General features: G+C 38.0%; 25 protein-coding genes. 21 read left to right on the forward strand and 4 right to left on the reverse strand.

What is annotated here, in order from left to right; translation table 11 throughout:
* The first annotated feature begins 40 nt into the window (after positions 1-40).
* From ACFPYN_RS10255 to mtnN, 8 genes are all read left to right on the forward strand, one after another.
* Complete coding sequence (locus tag ACFPYN_RS10255; RefSeq protein WP_377733973.1) at positions 41-676, forward strand: O-methyltransferase; 636 nt, start codon at positions 41-43, stop codon at positions 674-676.
* 5 nt (positions 677-681) lie between these two features.
* A complete protein-coding gene (locus tag ACFPYN_RS10260; RefSeq protein WP_377733975.1) occupies positions 682-1611 on the forward strand; it encodes a peptidase U32 family protein in 930 nt (309 codons plus the stop codon).
* A 17-nt stretch (positions 1612-1628) separates the two neighbouring features.
* The gene (locus ACFPYN_RS10265) at positions 1629-2906 is read left to right on the forward strand and encodes a peptidase U32 family protein (RefSeq protein ID WP_377733976.1); all 1278 of its coding nucleotides are present in this window, start codon (positions 1629-1631) and stop codon (positions 2904-2906) included.
* Positions 2903-3541 carry a uridine kinase gene (gene udk / locus ACFPYN_RS10270; protein WP_377733977.1) on the forward strand — a complete coding sequence of 213 codons (639 nt, stop codon included), beginning with the start codon at positions 2903-2905 and terminating at the stop codon, positions 3539-3541. The genes ACFPYN_RS10265 and udk overlap by 4 nt, the downstream gene beginning before the upstream one ends.
* Positions 3542-3650: 109 nt before the next feature.
* Positions 3651-4127, forward strand: coding sequence for a transcription elongation factor GreA (greA, locus tag ACFPYN_RS10275; protein WP_377733978.1), 477 nt, complete (start codon positions 3651-3653; stop codon positions 4125-4127).
* Positions 4128-4214: 87 nt separating this feature from the next.
* Positions 4215-4688 (forward strand): transcription elongation factor GreA, encoded by a 474-nt coding sequence (greA, locus tag ACFPYN_RS10280; protein WP_377733980.1) that lies wholly within the window; start codon positions 4215-4217, stop codon positions 4686-4688.
* Positions 4689-4912: 224 nt separating this feature from the next.
* The gene (locus ACFPYN_RS10285) at positions 4913-5701 is read left to right on the forward strand and encodes a YrrS family protein (protein ID WP_377733981.1); all 789 of its coding nucleotides are present in this window, start codon (positions 4913-4915) and stop codon (positions 5699-5701) included.
* Between the two features lie 148 nt (positions 5702-5849).
* The gene (gene mtnN / locus ACFPYN_RS10290; RefSeq protein WP_377733982.1) at positions 5850-6542 is read left to right on the forward strand and encodes a 5'-methylthioadenosine/S-adenosylhomocysteine nucleosidase; all 693 of its coding nucleotides are present in this window, start codon (positions 5850-5852) and stop codon (positions 6540-6542) included.
* An 8-nt stretch (positions 6543-6550) separates the two neighbouring features.
* Here mtnN and sigK read toward each other — a convergent pair whose 3' ends face one another.
* Together sigK and pssA are read right to left on the reverse strand one after the other, a co-directional pair.
* Complete coding sequence (gene sigK / locus ACFPYN_RS10295; RefSeq protein WP_377733983.1) at positions 6551-7309, reverse strand: RNA polymerase sporulation sigma factor SigK; 759 nt, start codon at positions 7307-7309, stop codon at positions 6551-6553.
* Positions 7310-7394: 85 nt separating this feature from the next.
* Positions 7395-7934, reverse strand: coding sequence for a CDP-diacylglycerol--serine O-phosphatidyltransferase (gene pssA, locus ACFPYN_RS10300; protein ID WP_377733984.1), 540 nt, complete (start codon positions 7932-7934; stop codon positions 7395-7397).
* Between the two features lie 95 nt (positions 7935-8029).
* Between pssA and ACFPYN_RS10305 the strand changes: the two genes are divergently transcribed.
* The 9 genes from ACFPYN_RS10305 to ACFPYN_RS10345 are packed head-to-tail and all read left to right on the forward strand — an operon-like array spanning position 8030 to position 13831.
* Positions 8030-8812: a phosphatidylserine decarboxylase gene (locus tag ACFPYN_RS10305; protein ID WP_377733985.1), complete on the forward strand. Its 783-nt coding sequence runs from the start codon at positions 8030-8032 to the stop codon at positions 8810-8812.
* Positions 8813-8848: 36 nt separating this feature from the next.
* Complete coding sequence (locus ACFPYN_RS10310) at positions 8849-9370, forward strand: YqeG family HAD IIIA-type phosphatase (RefSeq protein ID WP_377733986.1); 522 nt, start codon at positions 8849-8851, stop codon at positions 9368-9370.
* On the forward strand, positions 9367-10470 hold the full coding sequence (gene yqeH, locus ACFPYN_RS10315) for a ribosome biogenesis GTPase YqeH (protein WP_377733988.1): 1104 nt from the start codon (positions 9367-9369) through the stop codon (positions 10468-10470). The genes ACFPYN_RS10310 and yqeH overlap by 4 nt, the downstream gene beginning before the upstream one ends.
* Before the next feature lie 13 nt (positions 10471-10483).
* A complete protein-coding gene (gene aroE, locus ACFPYN_RS10320; protein WP_377733989.1) occupies positions 10484-11326 on the forward strand; it encodes a shikimate dehydrogenase in 843 nt (280 codons plus the stop codon).
* Positions 11313-11612: a ribosome assembly RNA-binding protein YhbY gene (gene yhbY / locus ACFPYN_RS10325; protein ID WP_377733990.1), complete on the forward strand. Its 300-nt coding sequence runs from the start codon at positions 11313-11315 to the stop codon at positions 11610-11612. The genes aroE and yhbY overlap by 14 nt, the downstream gene beginning before the upstream one ends.
* A 2-nt stretch (positions 11613-11614) precedes the next feature.
* Entirely contained in the window at positions 11615-12181 is a 567-nt protein-coding gene (locus ACFPYN_RS10330) for a nicotinate-nucleotide adenylyltransferase (protein ID WP_377733991.1), read from the forward strand.
* Positions 12174-12743, forward strand: coding sequence for a bis(5'-nucleosyl)-tetraphosphatase (symmetrical) YqeK (yqeK, locus tag ACFPYN_RS10335; RefSeq protein WP_377733992.1), 570 nt, complete (start codon positions 12174-12176; stop codon positions 12741-12743). The genes ACFPYN_RS10330 and yqeK overlap by 8 nt, the downstream gene beginning before the upstream one ends.
* A complete protein-coding gene (gene rsfS / locus ACFPYN_RS10340; RefSeq protein ID WP_377733993.1) occupies positions 12744-13094 on the forward strand; it encodes a ribosome silencing factor in 351 nt (116 codons plus the stop codon).
* A complete protein-coding gene (locus ACFPYN_RS10345; RefSeq protein WP_377733995.1) occupies positions 13094-13831 on the forward strand; it encodes a class I SAM-dependent DNA methyltransferase in 738 nt (245 codons plus the stop codon). Before rsfS ends, ACFPYN_RS10345 begins: the two co-directional genes overlap by 1 nt.
* A 144-nt stretch (positions 13832-13975) precedes the next feature.
* Here the strand turns inward: ACFPYN_RS10345 and ACFPYN_RS10350 are convergent, their stop codons facing one another.
* Positions 13976-14122, reverse strand: coding sequence for a hypothetical protein (locus ACFPYN_RS10350; protein WP_377733996.1), 147 nt, complete (start codon positions 14120-14122; stop codon positions 13976-13978).
* 465 nt (positions 14123-14587) lie between these two features.
* Here ACFPYN_RS10350 and ACFPYN_RS10355 point away from each other — a divergent pair, with 465 nt between their 5' ends.
* The 3 genes from ACFPYN_RS10355 to ACFPYN_RS10365 all read left to right on the forward strand — a co-directional run bounded on the left by ACFPYN_RS10355 (position 14588) and on the right by ACFPYN_RS10365 (position 18127).
* Entirely contained in the window at positions 14588-15175 is a 588-nt protein-coding gene (locus ACFPYN_RS10355) for a helix-hairpin-helix domain-containing protein (RefSeq protein WP_377733997.1), read from the forward strand.
* Between the two features lie 73 nt (positions 15176-15248).
* Positions 15249-15830, forward strand: a complete 582-nt coding sequence (locus ACFPYN_RS10360) for a ComE operon protein 2 (protein ID WP_377733998.1) — start codon at positions 15249-15251, stop codon at positions 15828-15830.
* Between the two features lie 56 nt (positions 15831-15886).
* Positions 15887-18127 (forward strand): DNA internalization-related competence protein ComEC/Rec2, encoded by a 2241-nt coding sequence (locus ACFPYN_RS10365; protein WP_377733999.1) that lies wholly within the window; start codon positions 15887-15889, stop codon positions 18125-18127.
* Between the two features lie 88 nt (positions 18128-18215).
* Here ACFPYN_RS10365 and ACFPYN_RS10370 read toward each other — a convergent pair whose 3' ends face one another.
* A complete protein-coding gene (locus ACFPYN_RS10370) occupies positions 18216-18350 on the reverse strand; it encodes a YqzM family protein (RefSeq protein WP_377734001.1) in 135 nt (44 codons plus the stop codon).
* A gap of 166 nt (positions 18351-18516) precedes the next feature.
* Between ACFPYN_RS10370 and holA the strand changes: the two genes are divergently transcribed.
* Complete coding sequence (gene holA / locus ACFPYN_RS10375; protein ID WP_377734002.1) at positions 18517-19527, forward strand: DNA polymerase III subunit delta; 1011 nt, start codon at positions 18517-18519, stop codon at positions 19525-19527.
* The last annotated feature ends 25 nt before the right edge of the window (positions 19528-19552 follow it).

Consider the following 19552-nt stretch of genomic DNA (forward strand, 5'->3'; position numbering starts at 1 on the left):
TGGGGTGTAATTTTTGTGCGTTAAAGGAGTAAAAATGGACATGACAACTTCACATTCCTACATCACTTCATATATCAAAAAAAGATCGGATTTTCTATCTACTATGGAACAATTTGCGAAAGAGCAACATATTCCCATAATGGAACTGGTTGCGATTGAATCGCTTTTGCAATTTTTACGTATGCAACAACCGAAATCGATTTTAGAAGTTGGTTCTGCTATAGGTTATTCAGCCATTAGAATGGCGTTGACATTACCTGAAGCTGTTCTAACTACCATCGAAAAAGATGAAAGTCGCTGTCAATTAGCTGCGGGCTATTTAGAACAAGCCGAATTGACGAGCAGAATTCAACTTTTGCATGGTGATGCACTTGAAATCGATATCGATAGCTTTTCACAAACTACCTATGATGCTTTATTTATAGATGCTGCAAAAGGACAATATCAACGTTTTTTTGACAAGTACTCACCACTCGTTCCAAGCGGTGGTGTTATTTATTGTGATAATATGCTCATGCATGGATTTACAGAAATAGATATTCAAGAGGTACCAAGAAGAAAACGAACAATGGTCCGTAATTTGCAACAGTTTACAAAGTGGCTAATGAATCATGAACAATATGAAACCACATTCCTACCAATTGGCGATGGTATTACGATTAGTATAAAGAGGTGACAAGCATGAAAAAACCAGAATTACTTGTAACGCCACAATCTGTGGCCCATATAGAACAATTAATTGAGGCTGGTGCAGACGCTTTTTTAGTGGGTGAGCAACAATTTGGATTGCGATTAGCAGGTGAATTTACACTTGAGGAAATTGAAAAATCAGTCGAACTTGCACACGCTTCCAACAAGAAAGTATATGTGGCTATGAACGCCCTCTATCATAATGATCGTGTAGATTTATTACGCCCCTACATGGAAAAACTAGCGGCTATTCGAGTGGATGGCATTACTTTTGGAGACCCTGCTGTGGTGATGGTCAAACGAGAAGCTAATCTAGATATTTCACTACATTGGAATACTGAGATGACAGCAACCAATTGGTTCACTGCTAATTATTGGGGTAAGCGCGGTTCAAATCGTGCCGTGCTGGCTCGAGAATTAAGCATGGATGAAATAATAGAAATTAAAGAAAACGCTGAAGTTGCTATTGAAGTACAAATACATGGAATGACATGCATGTTTCAATCTAAACGTTCATTACTAGGTAATTACTTTTTGTACCAGGATAAAGCGATGGAAATTGACAACCGTAGTGGTCAGAAAAACATGTTTTTACACGACAAAGAGCGACACAATAAATATCCGATTTATGAGGATGCAAATGGCACACATATTTTCAGTCCAAACGACATGTGTTTGATTGAAGAGTTAGGAGAACTAATGGATGCTGGCATTGACTCATTTAAAATCGATGGTGTCTTGCAAGAAGCTACATATGTGACGAAAGTGACGAATCTTTATAGACAAGCAATTGATGCATACTCGGAATCATCTGCAGCTTATGACGAATTAAAAAGTGACTTATTAGCGGAAATTGAAGAAATGCAACCGGAACTTCGCCCACTTGATACCGGATTTTTCTTCAAAGAGACCGTGTACTAAGGAAAGGGAGAATTCAGATGGCAATGCTTCAACATGACCGAATTAGTGAAATTATTAATGGCAAACGCGTCATTGTTAAAAAGCCAGAACTTCTCGCTCCAGCGGGAGATTTAGAGAAACTTAAAATTGCCGTTCAATATGGTGCAGACGCTGTCTTTATTGGAGGACGCGAATTTGGACTACGTTCTAATGCAGGGAACTTCTCGATTGATGAAATGCGTGAAGCTGTTGAATTTGCAAACACCTACAAGGCTAAAATTTATGTAACCACAAATATTTTTGCTCACAATGAAAACATGGACGGTTTAGCAGAGTATTTGAAGGATATTGAATCGGCAGGAGTCACTGGTATTATCGTGGCTGATCCATTAATTATCGAAACTTGTCGCAATAACGCGCCTAAACTTGAAATTCATTTAAGTACACAACAATCGCTGTCGAACTGGAAAGCAGTGCAATACTGGAAAGATGAAGGATTGCATCGTGTTGTACTTGCTCGTGAAACGAGTGGAGACGAAATTCAGGAGATGAAAGAAAAAGTTGATATTGAAATTGAAGCTTTCATTCATGGAGGTATGTGTATCGCCTATAGTGGTCGTTGCACGTTGTCGAATCATATGACTGCTCGTGACTCCAATCGAGGTGGCTGTTGCCAATCTTGTCGTTGGGATTACGATTTATATGAAGCGAATGACGGACAACAAAATGCGCTTTTTGTGGATGGGGACGCTCCATTTGCTATGAGTCCGAAAGATTTGAAATTAGTTGAATCGATTCCTCGCATGATTGAGCTCGGGATTGACTCGTTGAAAATTGAAGGGCGAATGAAATCGATTCATTACGTAGCTACTGTAGTAAGCGTATATCGAAAAGTAATTGACGCTTATTGTGAGGATCCAGAAAACTTCCTAATCAAACGTGAATGGTTAGAAGAACTTGAAAAATGTGCCAACAGAGGTGCGGCGACTGCTTTTTTCGAAGGAGACCCTTCGTATGAAGAACAAATGTATGGTGTCCATGGCAGAAAAACAACGACAGATTTTATTGGTTTGGTGATCGATTATGATAATGAAACCAAAATGGTCACACTGCAACAGAGAAATTACTTTACAAAAGGTCAGGAAGTAGAATTTTTCGGACCTGGTATTGAAAATTTCCGCATGACGATTACCGATTTATGGGACGACAAAGGAAACGATTTGGATGTCGCACGTCATCCATTGCAAGTTGTACGTTTTAAATCCGAAATTCCAGTTAGACCAAATAACATGATGAGAAAGGAGCTTGTACGATGACATTTAAGCGCCCTATTGTTATTGGTATCGCTGGTGGCTCTGGTTCAGGGAAAACGAGTGTTACTAAGGCAATCTATGACGTATATAAAGAAAAATCAGTTGTAGTGATCGAGCAAGATTACTATTATAAAGATCAAAGTCATTTACAATTTGAGGAACGCCTAGCAACAAATTATGACCATCCTCATGCATTTGATAATGACTTACTTATTGAACATATTAATCAACTTTTGACCCGACATTCAATTGAAAAACCAGTTTATAATTATGAGATTCATACCCGCTCGCCCGAAAAAATTGTAATTGAACCACAAGATGTTATTATATTAGAAGGTATTTTGGTTTTAGAAGATGAACGTTTGCGTGAATTAATGGACATCAAATTATTTGTTGATACGGATTCTGATTTACGTATCATTCGACGGATCATGAGAGATATCAATGAACGTGGACGTTCAATTGAATCTGTAGTCGAACAATACTTATCAGTAGTCCGACCAATGCATAATCAATTTATCGAACCAACAAAACGATACGCGGACATCATCATACCTGAAGGTGGACAAAACCAAGTTGCAATTGATTTGATGGTTACAAAAATTAAAACAATTCTTGAATCTGATATCATTGTGTAATATGATGGTTGCAGACTGACAATATTATCTAAATATTATGCCGCATATTCAGACTCGACAAGGCATACTATTTTTATGAGCTAGTAAGTAGTTGAAGGAGTGAAAGTAATTGGCAACTGAAAAACAATACCCAATGACGATTGCTGGAAAGCAAAAGTTAGCGGACGAATTAGATTTTCTGAAAACTGTAAAACGTAAAGAAGTTGTGGAACGTATTAAAGTTGCACGAAGCTTCGGAGACTTATCTGAGAACTCAGAGTACGATTCTGCTAAAGAAGACCAAGCATTCGTTGAAGGTCGTATTGTAACTTTAGAATCTATGATTCGCAATGCGGTAATTATTGAAGGAAACGAGAAAGACAATGATATCGTATCCCTTGGGAAAACGGTTTCCTTTATTGAAGTTCCAGATGGTGAAGAAGAAACTTATAAAATCGTGGGATCAGCGGAAGCAGACCCAATTGAAGGCTTAATTTCAAACGATTCACCAATCGCTAAAAGCTTAATCGGCCGTTCAGTCGGAGATCAAGTAAAAGTGCTAACACCAGGCGGCGAAATGGACGTAAAAATTACATCAATAAATTAATGTGAATACTTAATCCACTCCCTTCGAACCGGGAGTGGGTTTTTTCAATACGCTGCAGTTATCTTGTTTAGGCTAAGGGAGATATTTATGACAGTTGAAAAAAAACAATCAATCACACAATTTGGTCTGACAAACTTACAAGAAGAGTTGGATTATTTGATATCCATAAAACGTAAGGAAGTAATAGCACGGATTAAATCATCTCGTTGTTTCGGATTAATCGAAAATACTGATTATGAAACCGCACGTGAAGACCAAGCATTCGTAGAAAGTCGCATCTCTGCAATTGAAGCAATTATTCGCAATGCAGTAATTATTGAACCACCTAAACTGGACTCGCAGATTGTCCAAATAGGGAGTACAGTAACCATTCAAGAAATCCCGGATGGGGAACTTGAGACTTACACTATTGTTGGCTCAGCAGAAGCGGACCCACTGGAAGGCCGCATCTCAAATGATTCACCCATCGCTCAACAAGTTTTGGGGAAACAAGTTGGGAAACAAGTGATTGTGAAAATACCGAACGGGAAAATCACTTTTCAAATCATGTCAATCTCTTAATAGTTAGGAGGTAATTGGATCGTTGCAACGAAATCGGCAAAGTTGCAACGTAATTCCTTTTTCCCAAAACACCACGAGGGAGTATTTGGATGAAATCCCAATCTCAAGAAAAGTTAGCTTATTTCACTCAAACTTTCACGAAAATGAAACATTTCTTTAACCTGTTCGTCTAATTTGTCATGACCATTTATGGTATCATGCTGTATATAAGGGGGAGTACGCAGATGGCAAACACACAGCGTCGATATACCTCAAGAAGTAATCGACCACATAAACCAAATCGCACGAACAAAATATTGAATGCACTTATAGGTGTTGTTATCGTTTTGATTGTCATTACTGGCGGATTTATTTTCCTTAGTAAGGATGATTCAGAGCAGGCTAAGTCGAATTCGAAAGAGTCTCAATCAGACGTGAGCAACTCGCAGGATGAGTCTGAACCAGGGACAACAGGCGTTCCAGAGGCGGATGAATCATCAGAAGAAGTGAGTTCAAAAGAAATTGAAACTGATGAAGATGCCGAGGCAGCTAAAGAAGCAGCAGCTAAAGAGGAAGCAGAAGCTAAAAAGAAAGAAGAAGCTAAAAAGGATGAAGTAGCTAAAGAAGAAGCAGAAAAGGAATCAACTGAAGAGGAAGCAGCTACAGAAGATTCAACTACTGGCGGAACCGTTACTTCTACACCTTCAAATGACCCATTAGTTTCTGAAAGAGTAGTAAATACTGCATGGAAGCCAGTCGGTACATCACAATCTGGTCAACATACATCTATCTATAGTGAAGGTCACGTGGATTGGACAGAAAAACTAAACGCGATAGCCTATACAACTGGTTTATCAGCGGATAACATGATTGTATGGCGTATACAAAATGGTGGAGATCCTCAAAAATCCATCGGTGTTGTCTCATCAAACAATAAAGAAGAAAAATATCGTGTGTATTTACAATGGGTGGACGGCGAAGGCTGGAAACCTGAAAAAATGGAAACTTTAAAAACATTAGACGGCGCCTATTGACTTTCGGCGCCGCTTTTATTATTTTTAGGGAAGTGTTTTTGAACGCTAAAAGATAAAGTTTTATCAGCCATTTGTTTTACTAAAATATAAGCTAGCACTTTTGAGTGTGTAATCGGTGTTCTACTAACCAGAAAAGAGGCGGACATAAATGAAAATTGCAGTGATCGGCGCGATGGAACAAGAAGTTGAAGCGTTACGTTTAGCCATTGAAAATCCACAAACTACAGTCATCGCTAATAGTGAATATACAGAAGGTACATATGCAGGTCACGATGTCGTATTACTGAAAAGTGGCATTGGGAAAGTAAATGCAGCGATGTCAACATCCATTTTACTTCATCATTTCAAACCAGATGCAGTAATTAATACAGGTTCAGCAGGTGGATTTGATTCGTTATTAGAAGTAGGAGCAATCGTAATTTCTGATGAGGTTCGTCATCACGATGTGGATGTTACTGCATTCGGGTATGAAATGGGACAAGTTCCTCAGCTTCCAGCAGCATTCATTTCAGATGCTAAACTTCGTAAACTCGCAGAAGAGGCAGTAGAAGAATTAGGACAACATCAATTCGCTTCAGGTCTAATTGCGACAGGAGATTCGTTTATGAGCGACCCAGCACGTGTTGAGAGCGTTCGAACTCATTTCCCTCACATGAAGGCAGTTGAGATGGAAGCAGCTGCTGTGGCGCAAGTGTGCCATCAATTTGACGTGCCATTTGTTGTGATCCGTGCATTGTCGGACATTGCAGGAAAAGAGTCTTCGATAAGTTTTGAAGAATTCTTACCAACTGCAGCTGAACATTCAACACAAATCGTTTTACACGTTATCAGCAAATTATAAAACGTCCATTAAAATTTAGGTTTTTTAGACTGTTGATTGGCGGCTCTTTCGATATCCAGTGAATCGAGAGAGTTTTTTTCATGTTTAAACAATTGATAGAGCTTTACTAATGCTCGTTTTTCAATTCTAGAGACGTAGCTCCTAGAGATGTTTAATTGCTTAGCAATTTGCTTTTGCGTCATGGGTTCGAAATGATGTAAGCCATAACGCCGTTCAATAATTTCGATTTCACGCTTTTCGAGCCGATCCAAATGTCGATATAGCCTTGCCATTTGTTCTTTTTGTTCAAGTGTTTGTTGAGCAGTATCTTCGTCGGTTTGTAGGAGATCTGTAATTTGGAGTGAGTGACCGTCTTTATCGGTCCCGATGGGTTCGTAGAGTGAGACATCTTTTTGTACTTTTTTCTGTGAACGTAAATGCATGAGGATTTCGTTTTCAATACAGCGTGCTGCATAAGTAGCGAGGCGTGTTTTTTTATCAGGGGTGTAACTAGCTACGGCTTTCATTAATCCGATGGTGCCAATTGAAATGTAATCATCAAGTTGCTCGTGTTTTGGATGGAATTTTTTGACGATGTGTGCGACAAGTCGCATATTCCGTTCAATTAATTCATGTTTCGCTTCTTCTTCACCAGCTAAACAACGTTCTACATATATCGCTTCTTCTTCAAGTGAGAGGGGCTTTCTAAACGCCTGACCTTTCAAATACCCAAGAAAAGCAGGGATTTCAATCCATAGTTGCAGGACAGCAGACAGTAAACTACTCATGATGACGTGCACCTCCATGTCGTCTTTTGTCACTATATGATTGAGCTTCTAATTGCATGAAAAAAACGACCGCAATTTGCGGTCGTTAAACTTTTTTCAAAGTGAATGTACTAATCATTAAAATGGCTAAGATCAGCATGAAGAACATATAAAAAACTGGAGAGAATAGGGACAATCCAAAATAAGAAAGCGTAAGTAACGTTCCTGCAGCGGTAATCGGTAGTCCGGTAAAGTAGCCATCAGAATCCATAATGTTAAAGCGCGCTAAGCGAAAAGCTCCACTTGCTATATAAATAATGGTAATGGCCATTCCAGCTGTTCCAAATTCAAATAAATCAACCATATAAATAAGAATCGCTGGCGCAACGCCGAATGAGATAATATCACTCATAGAGTCGAGTTGCTTACCAAGCTCAGATTCTTGACCATATTTACGAGCAACCATACCGTCGAAACGATCGAGTAGAGCTGCAATAAATATAAACAGAACACTATAACTATAAGATTCGTTTAATGTGGTCATGATGGAGGCACCACCAAAAGATAAATTCCCAATGGTGATCATATTTGCTGCATTTGCTTTCATTTTTTTGATTGTGTGATCCAGTCGTTGAAATAGAAACAATGGACGACACTCCTTCGTGTGTACAGTATTAGTTTATTATACTTCTTTCAACTAAAAAAAGGTAGAACATATTTATTTAGAACAGGAGGGATTCCGTGAAACAGAAAGTGTATCAATCGCTTATTGAATTGACGAATGGCAAATGGTCATCCCAAGCGATACAACGATTTGCTAAATCACCAGTGAGTCGAAAAATAATTCCATCGTATATCCGTACATACAAAATACAAATGACAGAGGTTTCACAATCTATTGAAACGTTTCCAACATTACATGATTTTTTCATTCGGAAAATCGATTCTCAACATCGTCCAATCGTCCAGGGTGAGCTGTTTGCAAGTAGCCCTGTAGATGCAAAAGTAGAATCCGTTGGGTCAATTACATCAAACGGGACATTTTTAGTGAAAGAAAAATCATATACTTTGACCGATCTTCTCGGTAATGTTGAACAAGCTTCCAAATATATAGACGGCACATACATGGTGTTTTATTTAAGTCCTGCCGATTATCATCGGATTCATAGTCCGGTTGACGGCCATGTAAAACAACAAGTAACGCTTGGAGAAAAATCGTACCCTGTGAATCAAGCGGGATTAACCTATGGAAAAACACCGATTAGTGGTAATTATCGTCAAGTTACACATTTAGTATGCCCAAATTCCAAAACTTGCGCGGTAGTCAGTGTTGGCGCTATGTTTGTTAATTCAATTCAGATGACTAACTTATCTCGAGACTGGAAAAAAGGTGAAGAAATTGGCTTTTTCACTTTTGGTTCGACAGTTGTGCTACTATTCGAAAAAAATGCTTTTCAATTAGATTCATCTATTATTGCAGGAAGTCGTGTGCGAGTGGGTCAGAAAATCGGTAGTATGTTATAATCATTACAGAAAAAAGGTTGAACGGAGTGTGTCACGGTGTACAAAAAATTTTTACCAAGCGAATTTGTGAAAAGTGTATTCGACATTTCACCAGAACGATTGCTTGAAAAAGGAATTCGTGGAATCATAACAGATTTAGACAATACACTAGTCGAATGGGACAGACCAGAGGCAACGCCAAAACTTGTCAACTGGCTCAAGAGTATGAAGGACGCAGGGATTCAAGTAACAATTGTATCCAACAACAATGAACTTCGAGTTAAATCTTTTGCAGACCCACTCGGAATTCCATTCATATATAAAGCGCGCAAACCAATGGGTAAAGCATTCGTTAAAGCACTTCACACCATGGATGTAAAACGTGAAGAAGTAGTCGTCATTGGTGATCAACTGTTGACGGATGTTGTTGGTGGTAATCGCATAAAACTGCATACAATTTTAGTTTTACCTGTCGCAAAATCAGACGGTTTCTTCACACGATTCAATCGATTGGTCGAACGACGAATTTTTAAAGCATTAAAAAGAAGAGGTTTCGTAACTTGGGAGGAAGAAGTTTGACAACTACACCATCATGTATCGGATGCGGTACTAAAATACAAACAATTGATCCAAAAACACCTGGCTATGCACCACCATCTTCATTAGAAAAAGAAGTGGTGATTTGTCAACGCTGTTTTAAATTGAAAAATTATAATGAATTACAACCAGTGTCGTTAACAGACGATGATTTCTTACGTATTTTAAATAGCCTTGGTAATGAACAAGGACTAATTGTTAAAATCGTAGATATTTTCGATTTCAATGGTAGCTGGTTACCTGGTTTACATCGTTTCGTTGGGAACAATCCAATATTGCTTATAGCTAATAAAGTGGATTTACTGCCTAAATCAGTTAAAAAACATCGCGTCATTAAATGGTTACAACAAGAAGCTAAAAAACTAGGATTGAAACCAGTTGAAGTCATGTTAGTTAGCGCTCATAAAGGCACTGGTATGGTTGAAGCGATGGAAGCAATTGATCGTCTGCGCGAAGGCAAGAATGCCTATGTAGTAGGTTGTACAAACGTTGGTAAATCAACATTCATCAACCGTATTATCAAACAAGTAACAGGTGAAAAAGAAGTAATAACCACTTCTCACTTCCCAGGAACTACTCTTGATTTAATTGAAATACCTTTAGATGATAACCAATCATTATATGATACACCGGGGATCATTAATCACCATCAAATGGCACATTTCTTAGATCCATCTGAACTTAAATGGATTACACCTAAGAGTGAAATTAAACCGAAAATATTCCAATTAAATGCTGGACAAACATTGTTTTTAGGCGGTTTAGCTCGATTTGATTTCATGCAAGGTGAGCGATCGTCATTTACAGTTCATATTTCAAATGATCTAAATATCCATCGTACAAAACTCGACAATGCGGATAATTTATATGCAGAACATTTAGGTGGCATGCTTGCACCTCCATCTGCACAATTTAAAGACCAATTGCCGCCATTAGTTCGTCATGAGTTTTCAATTAAAGCTGGGAAGACGGACATTGTGTTTTCAGGCTTAGGTTGGATTACTGTCAATCAACCAAATGTGGTTATAGCAGCCTATGCGCCTAAAGGTGTGGAAATTCAAATCCGTCCATCACTTATCTAGGAGGCATCTGATTTTGAAAAAATGGTACGCTGTAATCGGTGATCCCATCTCTCATTCGATGTCACCAAGTATGCATAGTCAGTGGTTTTCCGATTTAACAATCGATGCCACTTACATTCCTGTACATGTCAAAAAAGAAAATTTGGCTGAAGCTGTTGAATCATTGAAATCATTAGGGGCAAGTGGTTGGAATGTAACGATTCCACATAAAGAAGCCATTTTGCCGTTATTAGATAAAATCGATTCATCGGCGGAACAAATGGGCGCTGTGAATACAGTCGTTGTTGAAGCGAATGGAACATTAACTGGGTACAATACGGATGGAATTGGCTTCGTTAATTCTTTAGAAGAAGCAATGGGGACAAACCTTAAAGAATTGTCTATTTTAATCATTGGTGCTGGTGGTGCTGCCAGAGGAATTGCTTTTGCATTAAAAGAGCAAGGCTATGTAAATTTAGTTTGTGCAAACCGCAGCTTTTCAAATGCACAACGTTTAATCACTGATTTGAAAAGTGGTCGTGCCTTAACACTTGATCAAGCAGAAGCCCAACTTGCAGACTTTCAAGTCATCATACAAACAACGCCAGCGGGCATGATAACATCAAATGTCGATATGCCGTTGTCACTAAAAAATGTAACATCTTCAGCAATTGTTGCAGATATTGTGTATAATCCATTATTGACGCCATTTTTGGCTGAAGCAAAAGATCGAGGAGCACGTTGTTTAAATGGAGTCGGCATGTTCGTGCACCAAGGTGCATTGTCGTTTCAAAAGTGGACAAATCGCAAACCAGATACGAAGCAAACTATAGAGCAAGTCGAACAACTACTAGGAGGTCCACATGTTAACAGGTAAACAAAAACGTTTTTTACGAAGCGAAGCTCATCATTTGTCAGCTATTTTCCAAGTTGGAAAAGGCGGAGTAAATGAACATTTGATTAAACATATTGAAGAGGCTATCGAAACTCGTGAATTAATCAAAATTAGCATTTTGCAAAATTGTGAAGACGATAAACAAGAAGTAGCTGAACAATTAGCAAAAGGTACAAAATCACAACTAGTTCAAGTGATTGGTTTAACGGTTGTATTGTATAAGCAATCAAAAAATAATAAAAAAATCGTCTTGCCAACTAGAGGCTGACGATGAAAAAAGTGTGCATTTTTGGTGGAACCTTTAATCCTCCACATATTGGACATTTAATTATGGCAAATGAAGTGTATCATGCACTTGATTTTGATGAAATTCGATTTATGCCGAATGCAAAACCGCCGCATAAAGAAGCGACTCAGTTAGCTACGGGTGAACAACGACTTCATATGTTGGAGCTTGCTGTTGAACCATTCTCGTATTTTACTGTAGAATCGCTTGAGATCGTGCGTGGTGGGTTGTCTTATTCGTTCGATACGATGATGGAATTGCAAAAGCAAGAACCACAAACGCAATTCAGTTTTTTGATTGGTGCGGATATGATTGCCTATTTAGATCAGTGGTACAAGATTGATGAGCTTGTGAAACATATTCAATTGATTGGTGTTCGTCGTCCAGGATACGATGATAAGTCAGCATATCCTGTTACTATAATCGATGCACCTTTAATTGACTTGTCATCAACGATGTTACGTAATCGTTTACAACAAGGAAAAGATGTCTCCTTGCTTATTCCTGAAAGTGTACAATCTTATATTCGTCAGGAGAAGTTGTATGAATAAAGATGATTTGTTAAATGCCATACGTACAAGAATGCCTGAAAAACGTTTTGTCCATACTATAGGTGTCATGGAAACAGCTATTCAATTAGCAAAAGTGTATGAAGTAGATGAAAAAGAAGCAGAACTTGCTGCTATTTTACATGATGTCGTGAAATTTGCAGATCGAGACTGGATGAAACAGACCATAATCGAACAACAAATGGAGCCAACACTTTTAACATTTCACCATGAATTGTGGCATGCTCCTGTGGGGGCATTCGTAGCTCAGCAGGAATTTGGGGTAACCAATCAAGATGTCTTAAATGCAATTTGCTATCATACCACTGGTCGTAAATTTATGTCCAAACTGGAGAAAATCATTTATTGTGCTGATATGATTGAACCGAATCGAAAATTTTCAGGTGTCGATGAATTAAGACAGCAAGCTGAACAAGGACTCGAATTATTAATGAAGGCTTGTGTAAAACATTCCATTCAATTTTTAATAAAAAAAAATCAACCGGTATATCCGGATTCCATTCATTGTTACAATGATTTGGTTACACGAAAGGAAAATGACTGAATGACAGAACCAACTTTATTAGAAATCGCTTATAAAGCAGCAGATGACAAACGCGCAGAAGACATTATCGTATTAAATATGCAAGGTGTATCTTTGATTGCCGATTATTTTGTTATTTGTCACGCAAATTCTGATCGCCAAGTACAATCTATCGCACGAGAAATGGCAGATCAAGCAGGACAAGCAGGCTACGATGTAAAACGTTTAGAAGGATTTGACGCAGCACGTTGGGTATTGGTAGATATGGGTGACGTTGTTGCACATGTATTCCATAAAGACGAACGTCAATTTTATAACTTAGAACGTTTATGGGGAGACGCACCAATAATCGAAGTAGATTTAGAAGCGTAATGTCTAGCTATAAAGAGTTTGCTTACATTTATGATGCGTTAATGACGGACATACCTTATGACAACTACGTTCATAAGGTTGTTTCTTATGTTGAAAATGTTAAAGGTAAATCTTTATTAGATATTGGCTGTGGAACCGGAGTCCTGTCTGCAAAATTTGCAGAGCAGGGTTTTGTTGTTCAAGCTGTCGATTTGTCTGAAGAAATGCTAGCGATGGCATCTGATCGTTTTCAAAAAGAGGGGTATCATATCCCGTTATTTCATTTATCAATGACAGAATTAGAAGGCTTCCATGATATGGATGTGGCTATTCTTGCTATTGATTCATTGAATTATCTTGAAGATGAAAAGCAAGTTCTCCAAACATTACAAGGCATCTATCAGTCATTAACACCAGGCGGTCAGTTATTCTTTGATGTTCATTCAATTTATAAAATGGATGAATTGTTTTTAGATGGACCTTTTACATATGAAGATGAACAAGTTGCCTACATTTGGCATACGGAACAAGGAGAGCATCCTCATTCTGTTTATCATGATTTAACTTTTTTCATGAAAAATAAAACGGGTTCTTATGACCGCTTTGAAGAAAGTCATTTTCAACGTTCTTTTGAGATCGATAGCTATCTTGCTTGCTTACATCAAGTCGGTTTTTCGCAAGTTAAAGTAACTGCAGACTGGACGAATGAATCACCCAAGAACAATAGCGAACGTATTTTTTTCCATGCAACGAAGTAACTGTTGCATGGGATTTTTTTAGTTAAATGGCTCTGATCTTCCGTTAAAGCGGAAGATGATTTAGTTGTAAATTTAGCGAGTTTAGTTGTAAAAATGGGATATTTAGTTGTGATTTTTGCCGATTTAGTTGTAAAAGTCACGAGTTTAGTTGTAATAGTAAAATAATAGAATAATAAAGAATGGTGTCACCAATAGAAAAGGCTTTTGGCGGAGATAGTAGGCATCTACTGCTTCTTTATATCGGGGTGATACATCTGTAAATGAAGATGTACATGCAAGTGTCGAAGCCATACGTTGAATCCCTCGTCATGATGATTAGGAAACGGGATGTTATACAGTTTCCGTTCACCATGAAGTGTGCAGAGGATATATAGGATTGGCGCATTTTCTGTAATTTTAGTTGCTGTATTTTGTACGATGGTTTCTCTGATAATATAGTAGGAAGCAATGACAGATGATATGGACTGAAACGGAATTTATCGCTCGGATCCATTCTATTGATTTCTTTTTACAGCGCATTATCATGTTTACAAGCGACGAGGAAACTTGGCGCACGTCATGGGAAAGTGTAGCAGTTTAGAGGATTATCAAGAAACAATTCTTAAGATAATAGAAGAAAAACTTTCCAAATATTCGCAATTCGTTTATAGTATGGGTAGCTCTATAAGAACTGCTCCCTGTAGGAAAGGATGACCCAATCTGAATCCTGCATGGTTAAAAAAACATTCAACTAAACTCGTGCTGATAAGTGCTGTAGTGATTTTGTATGTTGCATTATTTAAACCGTTTTCCCACAATCCGGCACCCCCAATTGCCGGTACGCTTGAAACCATCCAAAACCCAATCGCAAGTCCAATCCCAACAGAAGAACAAGTTGAAACAAATCCAACCGAGACAGAAATAAATGAATCCGTTGTCGTCGATGTAAAGGGACAAGTCCATACACCAGGCGTTTATACATTACCTGCTGGCAGTCGAGTGTTAGATGCACTTCAACTCGCAGGAGGGATACTCCCAACTGCAGAAGAAAAAGCATTGAATTTTGCTGCGAAGTTAGTCGATGAAATGGTCATTTATGTTCCTTTAATTGGTGAAACTGAAGTACCACTACCTATTGCAACGAGTCCAAGTACTTCTGAATCTCAATCTGCACTCGTCAATATTAATACGGCTGATGAAACGACTTTAATGAGCCTCTCGGGTATTGGTCCCTCTAAGGCTAAAGCCATTATCACGTATCGCCAAGAAAAGGGGCTTTTTACATCTATTGAGGATATTAAAGACGTAACAGGTATTGGTGATTCTACATTTGAAAACTTGAAAGAATTTATTTCGGTCAATTAACACCACAATCAATTGACGTAAGAAACGTGTACCTACTAAACTAAAGAAGAGTTTACAATCAGGGGGCGTTTTTATGGAGCGAATAACATGGGATCAATTCTTTATGGCACAAAGCCATTTACTAGCACTGCGAAGCACATGTACAAGGTTAGCTGTAGGTGCGACAATCGTTCGTGATAAACGAATAATGGCAGGGGGTTATAATGGTTCCATTTCTGGTGGAGATCATTGTATTGACCAAGGATGTTACGTTGTAGATCATCATTGTGTCCGTACGATTCATGCGGAAATGAATGCCTTACTTCAATGTTCGAAATATGGTATTTCAACGAATGAAGCTGACCTTTATGTGACTCATTTTCCTTGTTTGCCTTGCACGAAATCAATTATTCAATCAGGCATTCGACGTTTATATTATGCGAAAAATTATAAAAACAGTGAATATGCGATTCAATTATTGGCGCAAGCAAATGTAGAAGTCGTCCATGTTCCTTTTGATGAACGAAAAATCGATTTCTTAAGCGATAAAAAAATCACTTTGTATTTAGAAATGCTTCAAAAATTAAGAGAGAATGGAGTTTCTGCTGAAGAATTGGCTTCATACGAAGCGCAGGTGAATGATCTATTTGGCAAAACTATTGGAATCAACGTGTAATCTATTTAGCAATTGCAGCCATCGTATCGACTAGCTCGATCATTGGGTCAATGCTTATGCTATTTGTGCATGTTTTTATTATGATGTTATTTATTTGGAAACGGTGGCCGGTCGTATTTATTTTGAGTTATGTACTGACGGCTATTTTTTTCTTCTTTTATTCAGAAGAAAAATTGTCATCTGTTCATCGTGAAGTTGTCCAAGACAGCTTGTTTAAATGGACTTCCACTTATTCTATTAATGGTTCAAAATTACGGGGTTTTGCATTATCTGACGAAAAGGACAAGTGGTATATTACATACACGTTTGCGTCAGAAGAAGAGAAGTTGATGTTTCAACAACAATCCTTAACAGGTGCGACATTTAAATGGGCTGGACAAGCGGCAGAAGTGCCTCTGCGAGCTCATGATTATGCGTTTAGTATGTCAACGTGTTTAACTAGCCACGGGGCTGTGGGGATGTTGTCAGCTGCCTCCTTAATAAAAGTGTCAGAACCAAGTGGCGTTCTAGGTTGGATAGCCAGTAGACGCTTTCAAATGGAAAAACAAATTGAAAGCTATTTTCCACTTTCCCTTCAACCAGAAGCAAAATCCTTATTACTTGGCTTGCGTGATGACGTGGATCCACAACAGACACGCGCCTATCAAATACTTGGAATTACTCATTTATTTGCTATTTCGGGATTACATGTGGCGTTTTTAACATTCATTTTTTACCAATCCTTGTTAAGACTTATGATTAGGAAGGAACGAGCGATTTGGTGTTTGTTAATTTGTTTACCGATTTATGCATGTTTAGTAGGTGGTGCACCATCAGTATGGCGGGCGGTAGGAGTAGTTGAAATTCTGCTTCTGTCTAAGCAATTGAATAAACGACTATCAATTGAAGACGCATTTGGGCTTAGTTTATTGATATTTATTACTATACAACCAGGCGTAATTTTGCAAATTGGTTTCCAACTATCTTACGTTGCCGCAGCCGCTTTGCTTTTTTCTTCGCCTTTCTTAAAAACTCAAACGACTGTTCTTAAACAATCTTTTTGGATTACCTTTCTTTGTCAGATTGGGGTATTCCCGATACTCCTCTTTCACTTTTACGAAATTTCACTATCCTCTTTTGTCGTCAATTTAGTTTTTGTTCCACTCTTTTCAGTTATTATTTTACCCATCAACTTATTTTTGTTTCTTCTTTCATTTGTCATGCCTTTCTTTTTAGATTATCTGTTTATGATGTATGAACCTTTACGCTTGGGTTTAACAACTGTCATCTTAAAAATCGCATCGATTCCATATCAACTATGGAATCCTGGAAAACTATCCAACTGGCAGCTTATTGTGGCCTTTTTAGGCGTTGTCAGTTCGTTCTTAGTACTAGAACTACAACATCCCATGCGAAAACTGTTTGTAACGCTTGGCTTACCTATTGTTATTATTCAAGCAACGCCATATCTTGATCCATCCATTGAAGTGTCATTTTTAAACGTTGGCCAAGGTGATGCGACAGTTATTGAACTTCCACATCAGCAAGGCGTCATCCTGATTGACGCAGGTGGGTTACTACGTTTCGACCAAGCTTTTTGGAAACAATCAGATACGGCTTTTGAAATTGGGCGAGAAGTAATTGTGCCATTTCTAAAAGGTCGTGGCATTAACCGTATTGATACTTTTATTTGGACACATGCAGATAGTGATCATATTGAAGGGGCAGAAGAAATTTTAGAAGAAATAAAAGTGGAAGAAATCCATGTGACTCCTGGTGCAATTTATGAATCCACTTTACAAGAAGCCTTTCAAACAGCAATCAACCAGAACATTGTAATAAAAGAACAAATGGCAGATACTAATTGGCAAGTTGGACATACACAATTTATGTATGTTTCCCCTCAAGATACCAAGTATGAGGGAAATGATGATTCACTCGTTTTGTATATGAAGCATGGTTTATTTACAGCTTTGTTCACAGGTGATTTAGAAAAAGATGGGGAAGAGGACATGCTAAGAAAGTATGAAGGGATGCAAAATGTAACTATCTTAAAAGCTGGGCATCACGGCAGTAAAACGTCAAGCTCAATCGAATTGATTAACCAATTAAACCCTGAACTCACCATTTTTTCTGCTGGGAAAAACAATCGCTATGGCCATCCTAGTCAAGAAATTGTTGATAGGTTTAAGGAAAAGAACATCCCAACACTGACAACGGCAGATGTTGGTTCTGTGCATATTCGGTATGATAAAGAAGAAATGACGACACGAACCACTTTAGAAAAAGGCATGAAAAAAAGAGACTTATCGCAATGACGAGTCTCTTAGATAATAAAATTAAGCAGTAAAAGAAAGACATCAGCTTGCGCCAATAAGGATGCAAGCTGTGTGTTTTTCTAAATACTTATGTTGTAATGAAGTCAATTACAGTCGCAATGGTGAAAATCGCTGCAAAGAAGACGAAAGATACAACGAAACCAATACCTGAGTCAACTACATCGTTACGTCTAGATTGGACATTTTTTTCAAATTCGTTCATTGCTACCCCTCCTATATTCAAATTAATTATAAGTGATTACTTAAAAAAAATCCATAAACAACGAGTTTTTTTCCGCAATTTCAATTGGAAGACACATTTTGTTCAAACCCCAGCGTAATAAGATTTAAGGTATACTAGTAAAGCATGTGTTATTAGGAGGTTTATTATGTTTTCAAAAGTATGGAAAAAGATTCAACAAGGTGATTTCAGTCCTATTTATCTACTTGTCGGCACAGAGCATTACTTTTTCGACGAAACGGTTCGTCGTATAAAAGAATCGCTCAATAAAGATGGAGAAACGGATATCCTATATTTTGATTTAGACGAAGTCCCAGTTCAACATGTCATAGAAGAAGCAGATACCGTTCCTTTTTTTACGGACCGAAAATTAATTATCGCTAAAAATGCCTCATTTTTAAAAGCAACGGAAAAAGGGAAAGAAAAAATAGATCATGATTTAAAAGCTTTCGAAAGTTGGGTGCAACATCCTTCAGAAACAGCGATTACTATTTTTATTGCACCTTATGAAAAACTCGACGAACGAAAAAAAGTAACGAAACTCATGAAAGACAAAGCTTTATTACTTGAAGCAAAACCGCTCGATGGTAATGATTTAGTGGTGTGGGTTAAATCTACAGTTGCGAATGAACAAAAAGTGATGACAGACGAAGCGGTTGGACGATTAATTGATACCGTTGGCCAAGATCTTGTTCAATTGCAGTCGGAAATACATAAAATGGCTACCTATGTGGGAGAGCAACAAGAAATCACCAAAAGTGATGTTGAATTATTGATGACACGTACATTGGAGCAAGATGCATTTCAGTTATTGAATGCTTACTTACGTGGGGATACGACAACTGCATTAACGGTTTACCATGATTTATTGCGACAAAAAGAAGAACCAATTATGCTAACAGCATTACTTGCTTCTCAAATTCGTTTAATGTCGAATGTGCGCTATTTACAGAAAAAAGGATATCACGCTCAAGCTATTGCAAAACAATTAAAGGTAAATCCATATCGAGTGAAATTAATTGTGGAGAGTAGACAAAAGGTCGGAGAAGACCGTTTACTCGATGTTTTACACAGACTTGCTAGCGCGGATTATCAATTAAAAACAAGTAGCGGCAAACGAGAACGAATATTAGAATTGTTTTTAATGAATAGACTATAACGAAAAAGGATTTGAATCGCTATAT

Source organism: Paenisporosarcina macmurdoensis, from assembly GCF_042658845.1.
Lineage (GTDB): Bacteria > Bacillota > Bacilli > Bacillales_A > Planococcaceae > Paenisporosarcina > Paenisporosarcina macmurdoensis.